General features: G+C 60.4%; 14 protein-coding genes and 2 tRNA genes. 15 read left to right on the plus strand and 1 reads right to left on the minus strand.

The window, feature by feature from the left end; genetic code table 11:
• From FN369_RS07125 to rpoC, 15 genes are all read left to right on the plus strand, one after another.
• Nucleotides 1–1,173, plus strand: a 1,173-nt coding sequence (locus FN369_RS07125; RefSeq protein ID WP_142525489.1) for a class II fumarate hydratase, incomplete at its 5' end; no start/stop codon positions are given.
• Entirely contained in the window at nucleotides 1,170–1,652 is a 483-nt protein-coding gene (locus tag FN369_RS07130) for an adenylyltransferase/cytidyltransferase family protein (RefSeq protein ID WP_142525490.1), read from the plus strand. The genes FN369_RS07125 and FN369_RS07130, both read left to right, overlap by 4 nt.
• Nucleotides 1,649–2,257, plus strand: a complete 609-nt coding sequence (purN, locus tag FN369_RS07135) for a phosphoribosylglycinamide formyltransferase (protein WP_142525491.1) — start codon at nucleotides 1,649–1,651, stop codon at nucleotides 2,255–2,257. The genes FN369_RS07130 and purN overlap by 4 nt, the downstream gene beginning before the upstream one ends.
• Entirely contained in the window at nucleotides 2,239–3,633 is a 1,395-nt protein-coding gene (gene xseA / locus FN369_RS07140) for an exodeoxyribonuclease VII large subunit (RefSeq protein WP_142525492.1), read from the plus strand. The genes purN and xseA overlap by 19 nt, the downstream gene beginning before the upstream one ends.
• A gap of 112 nt (nucleotides 3,634–3,745) precedes the next feature.
• Nucleotides 3,746–3,818 (plus strand) — tRNA-Thr (locus FN369_RS07145).
• A 64-nt stretch (nucleotides 3,819–3,882) separates the two neighbouring features.
• On the plus strand, nucleotides 3,883–5,067 hold the full coding sequence (gene tuf / locus FN369_RS07150) for an elongation factor Tu (protein WP_142525493.1): 1,185 nt from the start codon (nucleotides 3,883–3,885) through the stop codon (nucleotides 5,065–5,067).
• A 69-nt stretch (nucleotides 5,068–5,136) separates the two neighbouring features.
• Nucleotides 5,137–5,209: transfer RNA gene (locus FN369_RS07155), tRNA-Trp, on the plus strand.
• Nucleotides 5,210–5,214: 5 nt separating this feature from the next.
• Nucleotides 5,215–5,520: a preprotein translocase subunit SecE gene (locus FN369_RS07160; protein WP_246189603.1), complete on the plus strand. Its 306-nt coding sequence runs from the start codon at nucleotides 5,215–5,217 to the stop codon at nucleotides 5,518–5,520.
• A gap of 8 nt (nucleotides 5,521–5,528) precedes the next feature.
• Entirely contained in the window at nucleotides 5,529–6,152 is a 624-nt protein-coding gene (nusG, locus tag FN369_RS07165; RefSeq protein WP_142525494.1) for a transcription termination/antitermination protein NusG, read from the plus strand.
• A 60-nt stretch (nucleotides 6,153–6,212) separates the two neighbouring features.
• Nucleotides 6,213–6,638, plus strand: coding sequence for a 50S ribosomal protein L11 (gene rplK / locus FN369_RS07170; protein ID WP_142525495.1), 426 nt, complete (start codon nucleotides 6,213–6,215; stop codon nucleotides 6,636–6,638).
• 50 nt (nucleotides 6,639–6,688) lie between these two features.
• Nucleotides 6,689–7,390, plus strand: a complete 702-nt coding sequence (rplA, locus tag FN369_RS07175) for a 50S ribosomal protein L1 (RefSeq protein WP_142525496.1) — start codon at nucleotides 6,689–6,691, stop codon at nucleotides 7,388–7,390.
• A gap of 23 nt (nucleotides 7,391–7,413) precedes the next feature.
• Nucleotides 7,414–7,938, plus strand: coding sequence for a 50S ribosomal protein L10 (rplJ, locus tag FN369_RS07180; protein ID WP_142525497.1), 525 nt, complete (start codon nucleotides 7,414–7,416; stop codon nucleotides 7,936–7,938).
• A gap of 166 nt (nucleotides 7,939–8,104) precedes the next feature.
• On the plus strand, nucleotides 8,105–8,491 hold the full coding sequence (rplL, locus tag FN369_RS07185; RefSeq protein WP_142525498.1) for a 50S ribosomal protein L7/L12: 387 nt from the start codon (nucleotides 8,105–8,107) through the stop codon (nucleotides 8,489–8,491).
• A gap of 99 nt (nucleotides 8,492–8,590) precedes the next feature.
• Entirely contained in the window at nucleotides 8,591–12,424 is a 3,834-nt protein-coding gene (rpoB, locus tag FN369_RS07190; RefSeq protein WP_142525499.1) for a DNA-directed RNA polymerase subunit beta, read from the plus strand.
• A 66-nt stretch (nucleotides 12,425–12,490) separates the two neighbouring features.
• The gene (gene rpoC / locus FN369_RS07195; protein WP_142525500.1) at nucleotides 12,491–16,675 is read left to right on the plus strand and encodes a DNA-directed RNA polymerase subunit beta'; all 4,185 of its coding nucleotides are present in this window, start codon (nucleotides 12,491–12,493) and stop codon (nucleotides 16,673–16,675) included.
• A gap of 66 nt (nucleotides 16,676–16,741) precedes the next feature.
• On the opposite strand, the gene FN369_RS07200 is transcribed toward rpoC, so the two are convergent.
• Nucleotides 16,742–17,553 (minus strand): bifunctional 5,10-methylenetetrahydrofolate dehydrogenase/5,10-methenyltetrahydrofolate cyclohydrolase (locus tag FN369_RS07200; protein ID WP_142525501.1); only part of this gene is annotated, 812 nt, incomplete at its 5' end.

A 17,553-nucleotide genomic window follows, 5' to 3' on the forward strand; every position in this document is an offset into this window, starting at 1 on the left:
GCCGAGGAGGTCGCGGCGGGTAAGTTCGACGATGAGTTCCCGCTGCGCGTCTGGCAGACCGGCAGCGGGACCCAATCGAACATGAATTGCAACGAAGTGATTGCGGCTCGCGCGAACGAATTGGCCGTTGGGAGACGTGGAGGGAAGAGTCCGATTCATCCCAATGACGACGTCAACCGTTCTCAGTCTTCGAACGACGCCTTTCCGTCGGCCATGCATCTGGCCGTCGCCCTCGCGCTCCACCACAAGCTCTATCCGGAATTAGAGAAGATGCTCGACTGCCTGCGGAGACGGAGCCAGGAGTTTGCGGGCATCGTCAAGATCGGCCGAACGCATTTGATGGATGCCGTGCCCTTGACGCTCGGGCAGGAATTCAGCGGGTATGTGGGGCAACTCGAGCTGGGGCTGGCCGATCTGCGCGGCCGGATGGCCCCGCTTTATGGATTGGCGATCGGGGGAACGGCCGTGGGGACCGGATTGAACGCTCCTCCCGGTTTCAGCAAAGGAGTGTGCGCAAGGCTGGCGGAGTGGACCGGACTTCCGTTCTACTCCGCGCCCAACAAGTTCGCCGCCTTGGCCTCCCACGAACCCCTTTTGGCCGTCAGCTCCTCCCTGCGGAATCTGGCGGCCTCTTTCTTCAAGCTGGCCAATGACATCCGCTGGATGGGCTCGGGTCCGCGCTGCGGTCTTGCCGAGCTGGTGCTGCCGGAGAACGAACCCGGCTCATCCATCATGCCGGGCAAGGTCAATCCGACCCAGGCGGAAGCGATGGCGATGGTCTGCGTTCAGGTCATGGGGGCGGACGCGGCGATCGGGTTTGCAGGCTCCCAGGGAAATTTCGAACTCAACGTCTTCAAGCCCATGATCGTCTTCGATCTGCTGAGCTCGATCCGGCTCCTGAGCGACGCGTGCCGGTGCTTTCGGCTCTTTTGCCTCGAGGGGTTGCGGCCGAATCTGGAAGTGCTTCGCAACGAGGTCGAGCGATCTCTCATGCTCGTGACCGCTCTGGCTCCCCGGCTGGGTTATGATCGGTCGGCCAAGATCGCACAGCAGGCCTATCGCGAGCAGAAGACCATTCGGGAAGTTTGTCTGGAAGGGGGATATTTGTCGGTGGAAGAGCTTGAGGAGCTCATCCGCCCGGAAAAGATGATCGGCGAGGGAGGGCAGGGATGAGCGAGGGTCGGGCGTTCGTGGTCTCGATGGCGGAAGTTCCTCGAGTGCGGGAGGAGCTCGAGGGGAAGAGGATCGTTGCGACTAACGGCTGCTTCGATCTGTTGCACGTCGGCCATCTTCGTAGCCTCTCCTTCGCTCGATCGTTGGGAGACCTGCTCTGGGTAGGGATCAACGATGACGAGTCGGTTCGCGCGCGGAAGGGAGAGAGGCGGCCGGTTCATCCGGAGGCGGAGAGGGCGGAGCTTCTCGCCGCTCTCCGGCCGGTCGATCTGGTGACGATCTTCCCCGGACTACGGGCAACCGCATTTCTCCGAGCGGTTCGGCCGAGGATTTACGTAAAAGGGGGCGATTACCGGCGCGAAACTCTCGATGCGGAAGAACGGGAAGCGTTGGAAAGAATGGGGGTGGAGATCCGCTTCTTCCCGCTCGTGGAAGGCAGATCGACTACCGCGGCTTGGGAGGCTTGGCAGAAGGGATGAGTGCGGAAAGACAAGTGAGGCTGGGCATCCTCGGATCGGGCCGCGGCAGCAACTTTGCCGCGATCTTGGATGCAATCGCCACCGGACGCCTCTCCGCCTCGATCTCCGTCGTCCTGAGCGATCGGGAAGACGCCAGGATCCTGGAGCTGGCCCGGTCGGCAAAGATCCCCACCGTCGTTCTTCCGAAGGGACGGTATCGGACTTGGCTCGAGCCCCATATCGAGGAGGAGCTGGCTCGATCCCTTCGGCGCTTTGGAGTCGACTTGGTGGTTCTTGCCGGCTTCCTGCGCGTGCTCAAGGGCCCTCTTTTGGCCGCCTATCCGGGAAAGATCCTCAACATCCATCCTTCGCTGCTTCCCGCTTTCAAAGGCAAAGAAGCCTGGAAGCAGGCCTTGGAGGCGGGTGTGGCCGAAACGGGTTGTACGGTGCATTGGGTGGAGCCGGAGGTGGATAGCGGTCCGATCCTCGGGCAGGCGCGGGTGCCGATCCGGCCGGGCGATACTCCCGAAAGCCTGCATGCTCGCATTCAGGAGGCGGAGCATCGACTCTATCCGGAGGTCATTCAAAGGTTGATCGAGCAGAAGTTATGGCGGGAGATCCACTGATCGAAGAGCAGGAGCTCGACTTTTGGGGGAAGCCCGGGGCGGAGGCGACGGCTCCCGGGGAGAGCGCCGAAAAGCCTCTTTCCGTTAGCGAATTGACGCGGAGAGTCCGGGCGCTTCTCGAGGCCGGCTTCCCGCAAGTATGGGTGGAGGGAGAGATCTCGAATCTGCGCTGTCCGAGCTCCGGCCATTATTACTTCACCCTCAAGGACGAGCAGGCGGTCATCCAGATCGTCCTCTTTCGATCTGACGCTGCTCGTCTGTCGATCCGCCTTCGAGAGGGTGCCGCAGTCGTCGTTCGAGGACGGCTGACCATTTTCGAAGCGCGGGGTCAATATCAGATCGTTGCCGCGGACGTGCAAGCGCGGGGGGAAGGGGCGTTGCTCGAGAGGCTGGAAGCGTTGAAGAGGAGGTTGGCGGCGGAAGGCCTTTTCGACTCCGCCCGCAAGCGCAGACTCCCGGCTTTTCCGGAAAGGGTGGGCTTGGTCACTTCCCTTAAGGGTGCGGTGATCCAGGACTTCCTGCGCATTTTGGAGCGAAGGGCGCCGGGGTTGGAAATTTTCGTTCGTGACGTGCCGGTCCAGGGGGCCCAGGCGGCTAGGGCGATTGCGGCCGCGATCCGTGCTTTTAACGGCCCCCCTTCGGTCGACGTTCTGGTGATCGCCCGGGGTGGAGGCAGCTTGGAAGACTTGTGGCCCTTCAATGAGGAGATCGTGGCACGAGCGCTGGCGGATTGTCGCGTTCCGACCGTGTCGGGAGTCGGCCACGAAACCGATTTCACGATTGCGGATTTGGCTGCCGATCTTCGTGCCCCTACGCCATCCGCGGCGGCGGAGCTGATCGCCCGCGATTGGAATGACTGGCGCTCGGAGGTGGAGCGGTTGCGGCAACAGGCCGGGCGGGCGGTGGCCAGAATGCTGGAACTCGGCCGAGAGCGGTTGGCGCGGTTGGCCGGAAGTCCGTTCTTTCGCGAGCCCTCCCGCATCCTTTCGCGCTGGCAGCAGATGGTGGATGAGGAAGAGGAGGCGCTCCAACGTTCCCTGCGGCGGGCGGTGTCGATCAAGAAAGAGCGTTGGGAGTATCTCGTCCGCCATTGGAAGGCTTTACGGTGTGAGGAGCAGATCCGCCGCTTGTCGGAACAGGTCGAGCAGTGGGCGGCGCGGCTGGCGGCTTTGAGCCCGGAAGCCACCTTGCAACGGGGGTATGCGATTGCCTTTGATGAACAAGGGCGTATTCTTCGGAAAGCGAGCCCGGAGTTGATCGGTCGCGAGCTACGGGTTCGAGTGGCCTCGGGGAGCCTCGATGCGCGCGTGCTTCGCCTTGCGCCCGGAGAGTTGCGGAGCGGGCCGGGAGTCGGTTCCGGCGAGAGCTCGGGATAAGATTCTTTTTCTTTTTGGAGCAAGGCCAAGCTTGACATTGAGCGCGAGCTTGGCGATCGTTATCCTTCTCTCAAGGACGGGGTGTTGTCCCAAAGAAGGGAAAGCGGCGAGTGCCCATGTAGCTCAGTTGGCAGAGCACGTCCTTGGTAAGGACGAGGTCACCGGTTCGAGCCCGGTCATGGGCTCGGCCGCAAGGAAGACGGTTTAGAGAATCGGAAAGAGTAAGAAGCAAAGGAGCGAGGAGTATTCATGGCGAAAGAGAGTTTCGTACGTTCGAAGCCGCATGTGAATGTAGGCACCATCGGGCATGTGGATCATGGGAAAACCACGTTGACGGCAGCGATCACCTCTGTCCTTGCCAAGAAGGGTCTTGCGGAAAAGAAGGGGTACGATCAGATCGACAATGCACCGGAGGAGAGGGAGCGGGGCATTACGATCAGTACCACCCATGTCGAATATTCATCGGATAATCGCCACTACGCCCACGTCGACTGCCCCGGACACGCCGACTACATCAAGAACATGATCACGGGTGCGGCACAGATGGATGGGGCGATTCTCGTCGTGAGCGCTCCCGACGGCCCGATGCCGCAGACCCGGGAGCATATCCTTCTTGCTCGTCAGGTCGGGGTGCCGGCGATCGTGGTCTTTCTCAACAAGGTCGACATGGTCGATGATCAGGAGTTGATCGATCTGGTGGAGCTCGAAGTCCGCGAGTTGCTGAGCAAGTATGAGTTTCCGGGAGACAAGATTCCGATCGTCCGGGGAAGCGCGTTAAAGGCTTTGGAAGGGGACGCGGAGCAGGAAAAGAACATCCTAGCCCTCATTGCCGCAATGGACGAATATATTCCGATCCCGGAACGTCCGAAGGACCAGCCGTTTCTCATGCCGGTGGAGGACGTTTTCAATATTGAGGGCCGGGGAACGGTGGTAACGGGTCGCGTGGAGCGGGGGGTGCTCAAGCGCATGGAAGAGGTCGAGATCGTGGGGATCCGACCCACCGTGAAGACCGTGGTGACCGATATCGAGATGTTCCGGAAGATCCTCGAGTCGGCGGAGGCCGGCGATAACGTGGGCGTATTGCTCCGCGGCATCAAGAAAGAGGATGTCGAGCGGGGGCAAGTGGTTGCGAAGCCGGGAAGCATTACCCCTCACACGAAGTTCAAGGCCCAGGTCTATGTGCTGACCAAGGAAGAAGGGGGTCGTCATACGCCCTTTTTCGCCGGGTATCGTCCTCAGTTCTATTTCCGGACGACCGATGTCACCGGCAACGTGAAGCTCAAGGAAGGGGTCGAGATGGTCATGCCCGGCGACAATGTCGAGGTGGAGGTCGAGTTGATCACTCCCATCGCGATGGAGAAGGCGATGCGCTTCGCTATCCGAGAAGGGGGTAAGACCGTGGGTGCCGGAAGGGTCACGGAGATTCTCGCGTAATCCGAGAAGAATGGGAGAAGGGTTGAATCCGGCGGAGAATCTGTTTATCTGGTATAAGACCCCAAAAACAGGGCAGTAGCTCAATTGGTAGAGTAGCGGTCTCCAAAACCGTCGGTTGGGGGTTCGAGTCCCTCCTGCCCTGCGGCTATGCAAAATTTTACTATCTCAACATGGATCGCGTTGGTGCTCGGGCTGGCGAGTGTCGTCGCGTTGGGGTGGGTGTGGGCTCGGCAAAGGAAGCGGGTGGCGAGCTTTCTCGCCGAGGTTTCTGGAGAGCTGAAGAAGTGCTCCTGGCCGTGGGAGCCCCAAGAAAAGGGAGCGCGCCGCTACCGGGAGTTGATTGATTCGACTGTGGTAGTCGCAATCTCTTCGGTCTTGCTCGCGGCCGTCGTGACGTTCGCGGACTTCTTGCTGATCCGGGTGGTCGGCTTTCTGACCAGGCTGCACTTGTAGGACGCTCGATGAAACCGCTCGAAGAAGCAAACGGAGTCGGCTTGACCGAAGAGAAGAGAAGCGAAGCGCAGTCATCCGAGGATACGGGCCAGTGGTATGTCCTCCATGTGCTTTCGGCGCATGAAGCGCGCGTCAAGAAGAGTATCGAGAGGCGGATACAAACGGAGGAGATGGGAGATCTCATCGGTCAAGTGGTAATCCCGGTGGAGCGCGTCTCGGAGATCCGGAGGGGAAAGCGGGTCCAAATGGATCGCAAGATCTATCCCGGATATGTCTTTGTCCGAATGCGGCTGCGCGACGCCAAGGATAAGCTGATCGAAAAGACGTGGCACTTCATCCGAGAAACCCCCGGAGTGATCGGATTCGCCGGCGGGGAAAACCCGTTACCGATGCCTCCGGAGCAGGTGGGCGAGATTCTCCGGCAGATGGAAGAAGGGAAGGAGCGTCCTTCACCGAAGACTTCCTTTGCCGTCGGCGATCGGGTGAAGGTGGGCGATGGTCCCTTCCTGAACTCGGAAGGAGTTGTCGAAGGAGTGGATCTAGAGCGCGGAAAGCTCTGGATTTCCGTCAACATGTTCGGGCGCTCGACCCCGGTGGAGCTCGAGTTTTGGCAGGTAGAAAAAGCAACGTGACAGGGTCTTGCTCCGAGCGTTGGGCTTGTCCCGGCGGAGAAGCGAGAGAGGAAGAAGGAAATGGCCAAAGAAGTACATGCGATCGTTAGGCTCCAGATACCAGCCGGACAAGCGAACCCAGCTCCGCCCGTCGGACCCGCTCTCGGCCAGCACGGCGTCAACATCATGGGCTTTTGCAAGGAGTTCAACGCGAAGACGCAAAAGGAAGCGGGGATGCTGCTTCCGGTCGTCATCACGATTTATAAGGATAAGTCCTTCAGCTTCGTGACGAAATCTCCTCCGGCGGCCGTCTTGTTGAAGAAAGCCGCGAACATCGCCACCGCATCGAAGGAGCCCAATCGCGTCAAGGTGGCGAAGGTGGGACGGGCGCAGGTCATGGAAATCGTCCGGCAGAAAAAGAAGGATTTGAATGCCAATTCCGATGAAGCCGCATTCCGGATCATCGCGGGGACGGCGCGGAGCATGGGAATCGACATCGAGGGATAAGGCGAGAGGGTCTTGTTCCGGGAAATGGCTCGAAGCGAAGGGAGAGAGAAGTGAGTGCGAAACGAAGCAAGCGCTACCGGGAGGCGGTGAAGCAGGTTGATCCCGGGAAGCGATATGGGATCGGCGAGGCTCTTGAGGTTTTGGCGAAGATGCCCAAGGCTCGCTTCGACGAGTCGGTGGAGCTCGCGATGCATTTGGGCGTCGATCCGAAACAGGGCGAGCAGATGGTCCGAGGCAGCCTTCGGCTCCCCCACGGGTCCGGTAAAAAAGTTCGCATAGCCGTGTTCGCTCGCGGCTCCGCGGCCGAGGCGGCGAAAGAGGCTGGAGCCGATTTCGTCGGCTTCGAGGATCTCATAAAAAAAGTTTCGGAAGGATTTACCGGGTTCGATGTGGCGATCGCGACGCCTGACGCGATGCAGGAAGTGCGTAAGTTGGGCAAGATCCTCGGTCCGCGAGGCCTGATGCCGAACCCGCGCACCGGAACGGTTACCGAAGACGTGGTTTCCGCGGTGCGGGAGTGTCAGGCGGGGCGGGTCGAGTTCAAGATGGATAAGAGCGCCAATGTGCATATTGTGATCGGAAGGCGCTCGTTTACGACGGAGGCCTTGCGGGAAAACGCCCTCCAGGCGATGGAAGCCGTCCAAAAAGCGAAGCCGGCGACGGCGAAAGGCCGGTATGTCGAGTCGCTGGGTCTTTCCGCGACGGTCAGTCCGAAGATTCCGCTCGATCCAGCGGAGTTTCAGCGCAAGTGACAGCAAGGGAAAGGGATGAGGTCATGAGGCCGGAAAAGAAGTTTCTTTCGATCGAAATCCAGGAGTGGCTCGAAGGCTCGGCCTATATTTTGTTCGTTGCCTATTCCGGCCTCCGGGCGGAAGAATTCCGGGAGCTGCGCCAGCGGTTGGCTTCCGTCGGGGCGCGTTGCCGGGTTGCGAAAAACCAAGCGCTGACGCGTATCCTTCGGGAAAGTCGGCGGTTGCCCGAAGAGTGGACCCTAAAGGGACAGGTCGCCGCGATCGCGCACGGTGACATGATCGCCGCTTCGAAGATTTTGAAGAACTTCGTCGCGGAATTTACTCGCCCGAAGCTGTTGGGCGGCCTCCTCGACGATCGCACGTTAAGCGCCGCCGAGGCGGCTGCGTTGGCGGAGTTACCGAGCCGAGAAGAGCTGCTGGGAAAGCTGCTGGGCCTTCTCCAGGCGCCGGCGACCCGACTGGTTTCCGTTCTGTCGGAACCTTCGCGGGCTCTTGCGCGGACGCTTGCGGCGCATGAAAAGCAGCAGGAAGGCGCAGCGGCGACGTGAGCGGCAATCGGTGGAGTCTTTCGCAAGCGAGCTTCGGCGAATGGTCCGAAGGGGGCGGTCGATGGAATCGCCCATAGGAAAGGGAGAAAGGTCCCGCTAGCCTTGGAGCCCTCCGGGGAGAATCGTCAACGCGGGCGCGTGACGCTACGGGATCGGAAAGGAAAGCATGGCAGACTTGAATGCGGTGGTAGAGCAGTTGAGTAACCTAACGGTTCTCGAAGTGGCTCAGTTGGTGAAGCAACTCGAAGAGAAGTGGGGGGTCAGCGCTGCGGCTCCGGTAGCCGTTGCGGCGGCCCCTGCGGGCGGAGCCGAGGGCCCGAAGGCGGCCGCGGAGGAGAAGACCGCCTTTAACGTGATCCTGAAGGCTGTCGGTGCCAATAAGATCGCGGTGATCAAGGAAGTTCGGGCTGCGGTCTCGGGCCTCGGTCTGGCCGAAGCGAAGGCTTTGGTAGAGAGCGCTCCCAAGGCGATCAAAGAGGGAGTGACCAAGGAAGAAGCGGAAGCCATCAAGAAAAAGATCGAGGCGGCGGGTGCGCAGGTCGAGATCCAATAAGAGAAACGATCTGAGCGAGATCAGAGAAAACAGCATCGGGGCCCGGTGAGGAGAACCTTCCGGGCCGGCCGAACCGATCGGGGGACGGCAGAAAGAGGCATGAGCAAAAGAGCTTGGCAGCGAGTGAACTTCGGAAAGATCGAGGAAGCGGTGCCCTTGCCGAATTTGATCGAGCATCAGATTCGGTCCTACGAGGAGTTTCTCCAGCTGGGCGTTCCCGCGAGCGAGCGGAAGCCGGATGGCCTTCACGGGGTCTTCCTCGAGGTATTTCCTATCGAAAGCTACGATGGAAAAGTACGCCTCGAATATCTTTCCTATGAGACGACTCCTCCCAAGTTTTCGCCTCTCCACTGCCTGCAGCATGGGGAGACGTACGCGGCCGCCCTCTACGTAACGTTCCGCCTGCGGGACGAAAACGGATTGAAGGAAGAGCGCGTCTATATGGGCGAGCTTCCTTTGATGACCGATCACGGGAGCTTCGTCATCAATGGAGCGGAGCGAGTGATCGTCAGCCAACTCCATCGCTCGCCCGGCATCTGCTTCGAATCGAGCCTCCATTTGAACGGCAAGGTGCTCTACTCGTTTCGTGTGATCCCGGATCGCGGCACCTGGTTGGAAGTGGCTTTCGACACGAGCGATCTGCTCCACGTCCATCTCGATCGGCGAAAGAAGCGGAGAAAGTTCCTGGTCACCACGCTCTTGCGGGCCCTCGGCCACGGAAGCGACGAAGAGATTCTCGGCCTTTTCTATCCGGTGGAAGAGCTCGATCTCGAAGCGGCTCCGCCGAGCGACGAGGATCTTCCGAACAAGGTGTTGGTACGCGAGGCGCGGGATCCTCGGGATCCAGAGAAGGTGCTCGTCCGAGGGCTCGAGCCCCTCACGAAAACGGCCGTGCGGCTCTTGATGGAGGCCGACGTCAAGACTATCCGGGTCGTCGATATCCGAGAGGACGACACGATCGTCAAATGTTTGCGAAGGGATTCGGCGAGAGATCAGGGCGAGGCGCTCAAGGAGATCTACCGGCGCTTGCGCCCGGGAGATCCCCCGACGGAGGCCAATGCGAAGCTCTTGCTCAAGCGCCTTCTTTTCGATCCGAAGCGCTACGACGTAGGCCGGGTCGGGCGCTATAAGCTGAACCAGAAATTGGGGCTCGAAACGAGCCTGGACATTCGCACGCTGACCCCCGAGGACATCGTAGCGGCCACGCGCTATTTGATTGCTCTCCAGCACGGCGAAGGGACGACGGACGACATCGACCATCTGGGAAATCGTCGGGTGAGGAGTGTTGGGGAACTCGTGGCGAGCCAGTGCCGGATCGGCTTGGCGCGAACCGAGCGGCTTGTGAAGGAGCGGATGACCCTTTTCGACGTAAACGCCGAGGGGATGACGCCTCAGAAGTTGATCAATCCGAAAGCGCTCTCGGCCACCATTCGCGACTTCTTCGCCCGCAGTCAACTCTCCCAGCTCATGGATCAGATCAATCCCCTTTCGGAGCTGACGCACAAACGGAGGCTTTCGGCGCTCGGGCCCGGGGGTCTTTCCCGGGAACGGGCGGGCTTCGAGGTCCGGGACGTCCATCCTTCCCACTACGGGCGCATCTGCCCGATTGAAACCCCGGAGGGACCAAACATCGGCTTGATCGCTTCGATGTCCTGTTTCGGACGTTTCAACGACTATGGCTTCCTCGAAACGCCTTATCGGAGGGTGGTCGACGGCAGGGCGACAAGGGAGATCGTCTACTTATCCGCGGATCAGGAAGAAAACGTGATCATCGGCATGGCCAGCACCCCTGTCGGGGAAGACGGGTCGATCTTGAGCAAGCGCGTCGCCGTCCGATTCCGCGGAGAGTTCATGGAGGTCGATCGAGAAAAGGTCAATTTCCTCGACGTCTCCTCCAAGCAAGTGGTTTCCGTCGCGACGGCCCTCATCCCGTTTTTGGAGCATGATGACGCTAACCGAGCTCTGATGGGCTCCAATATGCAGCGTCAGGCCGTTCCCCTTCTCAACCCGGAAGCGCCGATCGTGGGGACCGGAATGGAGCGTCGGGTGGTCGAAGACGTCGGCGCGGTCCTTCTGAGTGACATAGAGGGGAAGGTCGTTTCGGTAACCGGAACGGAGATCGTCGTCGAGCCGACCGGAGGCGAGGGGGAAAAGAAGAAAAAGAGCAAGCATGAGCACGCTCCGCGCACGTTTTCCCTCCGGAAGTTCATGCGGTCGAACGCGGGCACCTGCATCAACCAGAAGCCGATCGTCCGCAAAGGGGATCTGGTGAAGCGGGGGGACCCGCTGGCGGATGGTCCCTCGACGTCGAATGGGGAGCTGGCTCTTGGCCAGAATCTGGTGGTCGCCTTCATGCCGTGGAATGGATACAACTTCGAGGACGCGATCGTTCTTTCGGAGCGACTGGTCAAGGAGGATCTTTTTACCAGCGTTCATATCGACGAATTCGAGATCGTCGCCCGCGATACCAAGCTCGGTCCCGAAGAGATTACCCGGGATATCCCGAATGTCGGAGACGAGGCTCTGAAGAATCTCGGTACCGACGGCATCGTTCGGATCGGGGCGGAGGTCAAGCCGGGCGACATTCTCGTCGGCAAGATCAGCCCGGTCAGCGAGACCGAGCTGGCTCCGGAAGAGCGGCTGTTGCGTGCGATCTTCGGAGACAAGGCGGCCGATGTAAAGGACTCGTCGCTGCGGGTTCCTTCCGGGACGAGCGGAATCGTCATGGACGTCCGGGTCAGTAGTCACCAGTCCAAGTCGGAGAAGGAAAAACTCGGCCTCAGCGAGGCCAAGCAGAAGATCAAGGAGATCGAAAGCCGGTACGAGCAGAAGGAGAACGAGCTCAAGGAAGAGCTGACGCAGGCGCTCTCCAACATTCTGCTCAACGAAAAGATCCCGCTGGATGTCGTAGATGCGGAAACCGGAGAGATCGTGATTCCGGCCAACCGGAAGATTACGAAGACGCTCCTCCGGAAGATGGCGGCCTGTTGCGACCATATCGAAATCGATCCGAGCCCGATCCGGACCAAGATCTTCGAGATCATTGGGAGCTTCGAGTCGAAGTTCGAGCAGCTTCGCAACGATAAGGAGGGCGAGCTCGATCAGGTGGAGAGCCGGGAGGACATCGAGCCGGGGATCGTCAAGCAGGTCAAGGTCTACATCGCCAGCAAGCGAAAGATCTCCATCGGGGACAAGATGGCCGGCCGCCATGGGAACAAGGGAGTGGTCTCTCGGATCGTTCCGGTCGAGGACATGCCGTTTCTCCCGGACGGCACCCCCGTCGACATCGTCCTCAATCCGCTGGGTGTCCCTTCTCGAATGAACGTCGGTCAGGTACTGGAGACGCACCTGGGCATTGCCGCCAGGACGCTCGGCTTCGCCGTTGCGACGCCGGTTTTCGACGGCGTGAAGGAAGAGCAGATCCAGAAGTTCCTTCGGGAAGCGGGGCTCGACGAAGACGGGAAGACCTACCTTTACGACGGGCGAACCGGAGATCGTTTCGACCAGCGGGTCGTGGTGGGCGTAATTTACATGATGAAGCTCAATCACATGGTCGCCGACAAGATCCACGCCCGGGCGGTCGGGCCCTATGCTCTTGTTACCCAGCAACCCCTGGGGGGCAAAGCGCAGTACGGCGGCCAGCGCTTCGGAGAAATGGAAGTCTGGGCGATGGAGGCTTACGGAGCCGCCTATACGCTCCAGGAAATGCTCACCGTCAAATCCGACGACGTTTCCGGACGAACGCGCATCTACGAGACGATCGTCAAGGGGGAGAACTACCTGGAGCCCGGTCGACCGGAATCCTTCAACGTTCTGCTCAAGGAGCTGCAGGGCCTCTGCCTCGACCCCAAGATCGGGGTTCGGGCCCCCACGGAGAGCGAGATGGGGAACGGCGAGATTCGAAAGGCTCCCGCCGGTCCAGAGGCGGCATGATCGGCTTTGGTGATTGGAAGCAACGCGGTGGCGACCGCAAAAAGCGCAATGCGGCGGAGGGATAGTATGGTTACCGAAAGCATGACGGCTCGAGAGATTCTCGGGTTGGAACGGTCGAGCGATTTCAACGAAGCGTGCATCACGATCGCTTCGCCGGAAACCATCGAATCGTGGAGCAAAGGGGAGGTAAAGAACCCGGAAACCATCAATTACCGCACCTTCAAACCCGAAAAGGGGGGCCTCTTCTGCGAGCGAATCTTTGGGCCGACCAAGGATTGGGAGTGCGCCTGCGGGAAGTACAAGCGCATCAAATACAAAGGGGTGGTTTGCGATCGCTGCGGAGTCGAGGTGACCCTCTCCCGGGTCCGCAGGCAGCGGATGGGTCACATCCGGCTCGCCGTCCCCGTGGCCCATATCTGGTTTCTCAAGTGCATGCCGAGCCGGCTCGGCCTCATGATGGACATGACGGCTCGGGATCTGGAAAGGGTGATCTACTACGAGGATTATCTCGTCATCGATCCTGGGCAGACGCAACTGCGCCCGAGACAGCTTCTGACCGAGCATGAGCACCGGGATGCGGTCGCGCAGTACGGGGAGGGATCCTTCGTCGCCAAGATGGGCGCGGAAGCCGTGCGGGATTGCTTGCGGATGATCGACTTGGAAGAGCTCGCAAGCCAGCTCGCCCAAAGTATGGAGCAGACCCGCAGCAAGCAGCTCCGCAAGAAGATGGCGAAGAGGTTGAAGCTCGTTCAAGGCTTCCTGGGCGTCGGCACCCGGCCCGAATGGATGATCCTCGAGATCCTGCCGGTGATTCCTCCCGATCTGCGCCCCTTGGTCCCCCTCGAAGGAGGACGGTTCGCAACTTCTGACCTCAACGATCTCTATCGGCGGGTGATCAATCGGAACAACCGGCTGCGGACCCTTTTGCAGTTGAAGACTCCGGAAGTGATCATCCGGAATGAAAAGCGCATGCTCCAGGAGGCTGTCGATGCTCTGCTGGATAATGGTCGTCACGGGAGAGCGGTGACCGGAGTCGGCAATCGGCCGCTCAAATCCCTATCGGATATGCTTCGGGGGAAGACGGGCCGCTTCCGAATGAACCTCTTGGGGAAGAGGGTCGATTATAGCGGCCGGTCGGTGATCGTCGTCGGTCCTGAATTGAAGCTCAACCAGTGCGGGTTACCGAAGAAGATGGCCCTGGTCCTTTTCGAGCCCTTCATGATCCGAAGGCTCCGAGAGCTTGGTCACGTCCATACGGTGCGGAGCGCCAAGAAGATGATCGAGAAGCAAGACCCGCTGGTTTGGGATATACTCGATCAGGTGACCCAAGGGCACCCGGTGCTTTTGAATCGGGCTCCGACGCTCCATCGCCTCTCGGTCCAGGCTTTCGAGCCGGTGCTGATCGAAGGCGACGCCATTCGGATTCATCCGCTCGTCTGCACGGCCTACAATGCGGACTTCGATGGCGATCAGATGGCGGTGCACGTGCCGCTCTCGATCGAGGCGCAGCTGGAGGCTCGGTTGTTGATGCTCGCCTCCCAAAACATCTTTTCCCCGTCGAGCGGCCGGCCGATCATGACGCCGACGCAGGACATCACGCTCGGCTGCTACTACCTTACGCAGTCGCCGCACCGACTTCCTCCTGGGGTTTCACCGCCCCGGCGTCCGCTCTTCTCCGATGCGGACGAGGTCCTCTTCGCGTTGGGAGAAGGTGTAGTGAAGACCCACGATTCCATTCTCTTTGCGAACCCCGACTTCGGTCGAAATACGCTTTTCGGAGACAAGGAAAAGCGGTTTATCGAAACGACTCCCGGCAGGGTGATCTTCAATCAAATTTGGCCGAAGGATCTCGGCTTTTTCAACAAGCCGGCGGGGAAGAAGCAGCTCGGCGACCTCATCTTGCGCTGCTATCAGCTCGTAGGCCGGGAAGAGACCACGCTCTGCCTCGATCAGCTCAAGCGCGTCGGCTTCCGAGAAGCGACGCAGGCGGGGATCTCCATCGGAATGAGTGATATGATCATCCCGGAAGAGAAAGCACGGGTCGTGGCGAAAGCCCAAGAGCGGGTGACCGTCGTCGAGCGCCAGTACCGATCGGGGGCAATCACCGACGGGGAGCGCTACAACAAGATCGTCGACATCTGGACCCAAGCCACCGACGAGATTTCCGGCGTGATCCTCCGCACCTTGGAAAGCAATCGGGACCGCTCGGAGTTTAATCCACTCTTCCTGATGGTGGATTCGGGTGCGCGGGGAAATCGCCAGCAGGTGCGGCAGCTCGCGGGAATCCGTGGCTTGATGGCAAAACCGTCCGGCGAAATCATCGAGAGACCGATCACCTCCAATTTCCGTGAGGGGCTCTCGGTCCTCGAGTACTTCATCAGCACGCATGGCGCGCGGAAGGGGCTGGCGGACACCGCTCTCAAGACCGCGGACGCCGGGTACATGACTCGCAAGCTCCACGACGTGGCGCAGGACGTGGTGATCACCGAAGAGGATTGCGGCACGACAAACGGGTTGGTCGCGCAGGCGATCTACGAGGGAGATGAAGAGATCGTCAAGCTGAGCGACCGGATTTACGGCCGGGTTTCGTGCGAGGACATCACCGACCCGATGACCCGCAAGAAGATCGTTGTCAGCGGGGAGCTCTTCGACGACGCGAAGGCGCGGGCGGTGGAGCAGTTAGGCGTCGAGAAGGTGCGGATCCGCTCGGCGCTTACGTGCGAAAGCAAGTGGGGGGTTTGCGCCAAGTGCTATGGGCTCAATCTCGCCACCAATCGAATGGCGAAGCTGGGCGAATCGGTCGGGGTGATTGCCGCCCAGTCGATTGGAGAACCCGGGACGCAATTGACGATGCGGACATTCCACATCGGTGGGACCGCTTCCCAGATTTTCAAGCAACCGCAGATCCGAGCCAAAAACGACGGCTTGGTTCAGTATATCGATCTTCGGGTAGTGCGCTCTCTGGACGGCAATTTCGTCGTCTTGAACAAATCCGGATTCCTTTCAGTGGTGGACGCATCCGGTCGCGAGCTCGAGCGCCACACGATCGTCATGGGCAGCCTCGTCTCGGTGCCGGACGGCGGCGCAGTCAAGAAGGGACAGGTATTCGTCCAGTGGGATCCTTACAACGTTCCGGTTCTCACGGAAAAGGCCGGGGTCGTGGAGTTCCACGACATCATCGAGGGCGTGACGGTCAAGAAGGAGCTCGACGAGGCAACCAAGCAGATCGGGACGGTCGTGATCGAGCATAAGCACGATCTCCACCCGCAGATCGTGATCCGAGACGAAAAGAGCGGCGAAGTGCTCGCGTTTTACGGCATCCCTGCGGGGGCGCGCATCGAGGTCAAGCCCAAGGAGCATGTGGCCGCCGGACAGCGAATCGCCCGGACGCCCAGAAAGCTGGTGAAGACCAAAGACATTACGGGGGGACTCCCACGCGTGGCGGAACTCTTCGAGGCGCGGCGTCCAAAGGATTCGGCGGAGATCGCGCGAATCGACGGAATCGTCGAGGATGGCGGCATCGTCCGCGGCAAGCGTCGGCTGCTAATCCAGGACCCGCAGTCGGGGCAGGAGGAGGAACATCTGATTCCTCTTTCCAAGCATCTGATCGTCTTCAAGGGCGATGTCGTGCGCAAAGGGCAACAGCTCACCGAAGGACCGATTGTCCCGCAGGAGATTCTGGAGGTGGGCGGAGTCCAGGAGCTCCAGGAATATCTCCTCAATGAAGTACAGGAGGTCTACCGGCTGCAAGGGGTCGAGATCAACGACAAGCACGTCGAGATCATCATCCGGCAGATGTTGCGCAAGGTGAAGATCCTCGATGCGGGTGACACCCCGTTCCTGTGGGGAGAGCAGGTGGATCGGCTCGAATTCGAGCGAACGAACCGAGAAGTGGAAGCAAAGGGAGGTAAGCCGGCCGAAGGGGTTCCCGTCCTTCTCGGGATTACCAAGGCCTCGGTCGAGACCGAGAGCTTCATCGCCGCCGCGAGCTTCCAGGACACCACTCGGGTCCTCACCGAGGCTGCCACCTTGGGGAAGATCGACAAGCTCCGAGGCTTCAAGGAAAACATCATCATGGGCCATCTGATCCCCGCAGGGACGGGATTCCGTGCCTATCGCCATCTGCGGCTGATCGAGCATGGAGAGCCGCCCGCGCAGCCGGCTTTAGTCGAGGAGGAAGCTTCGACCGAGAGACCGCAGTGGAGTCAACTTCTCGAGAGAGCATCGGCCGCGGGCCCCAACGGGGAATAGCTCCTGTTGCGATCGCCGTTGCGGCATCGGAAATCGGGGCTGAGGGCAGATGAGAGAGACGGGCGGTTAATCCGCCTTTCGATCGGCAAGCCGCTCGGCGGCCTCGACGGTGTTGGCGAGCAGCATGGCGATGGTCATCGGGCCGACTCCCCCCGGATTCGGGGTGAGCCAACCGGCGGTCCGACGCACCTCCGCGAAATGGACGTCTCCCGCAATCCGGCTCCCACCCGGAAGAGAGGGGTCGGGTAGGCGGGTGACCCCCACGTCGACGACGACGGCTCCGGGCTTGACCATGTTCCCTCGGACGAATTCGGCCTTTCCTAGGGCCGCGATCAAGAAGTCGGCACGGCGGCAATGTTCCGGGATGTTGCGGCTTTGGGAGTGAAGGACCGTTACCGTGGCATCGCCTTGGGCACCCTTGGCCAAGAGGAGAGCGGCGAGAGGCTTTCCCACGATATTGCTCCTCCCGAGGATCACGACTTCCGCCCCGGCCGTCTTCAGGCCGTAGTGCCGGAAGATCTCGCAAATGCCGGCAGGAGTGCAGGGAGGGAATCCGGAGGGATCGCCCAAAAGCAGCTTGCCGGCGTTGAGCGGATGGAATCCATCGATGTCCTTGGTGGGATCGATCGTTTGGCAAACCACCTCGGCTCGAATCTGCGGCGGGAGCGGCATCTGCACCAAGATGCCGTGGATCCGTGGATCTCGGTTCTTCTCCTCCAAGCGGAGGAGCAGTTCCTGCTCCGTCGCCCTTCCCGGTAAAACCACCACCTCGGAGAGAATGCCCAGCTCCTTCGCCTTCCTCTCCTTCATACGAACGTAGAGCTCCGAGGCGGGATCTTCCCCGACCCGGAAGAATGTGACGGCGGGGGCGATCCCCC

Origin of the sequence: Methylacidimicrobium cyclopophantes (assembly GCF_902143385.2) — a bacterium.
In the GTDB taxonomy this organism is placed as follows: domain Bacteria; phylum Verrucomicrobiota; class Verrucomicrobiia; order Methylacidiphilales; family Methylacidiphilaceae; genus Methylacidimicrobium; species Methylacidimicrobium cyclopophantes.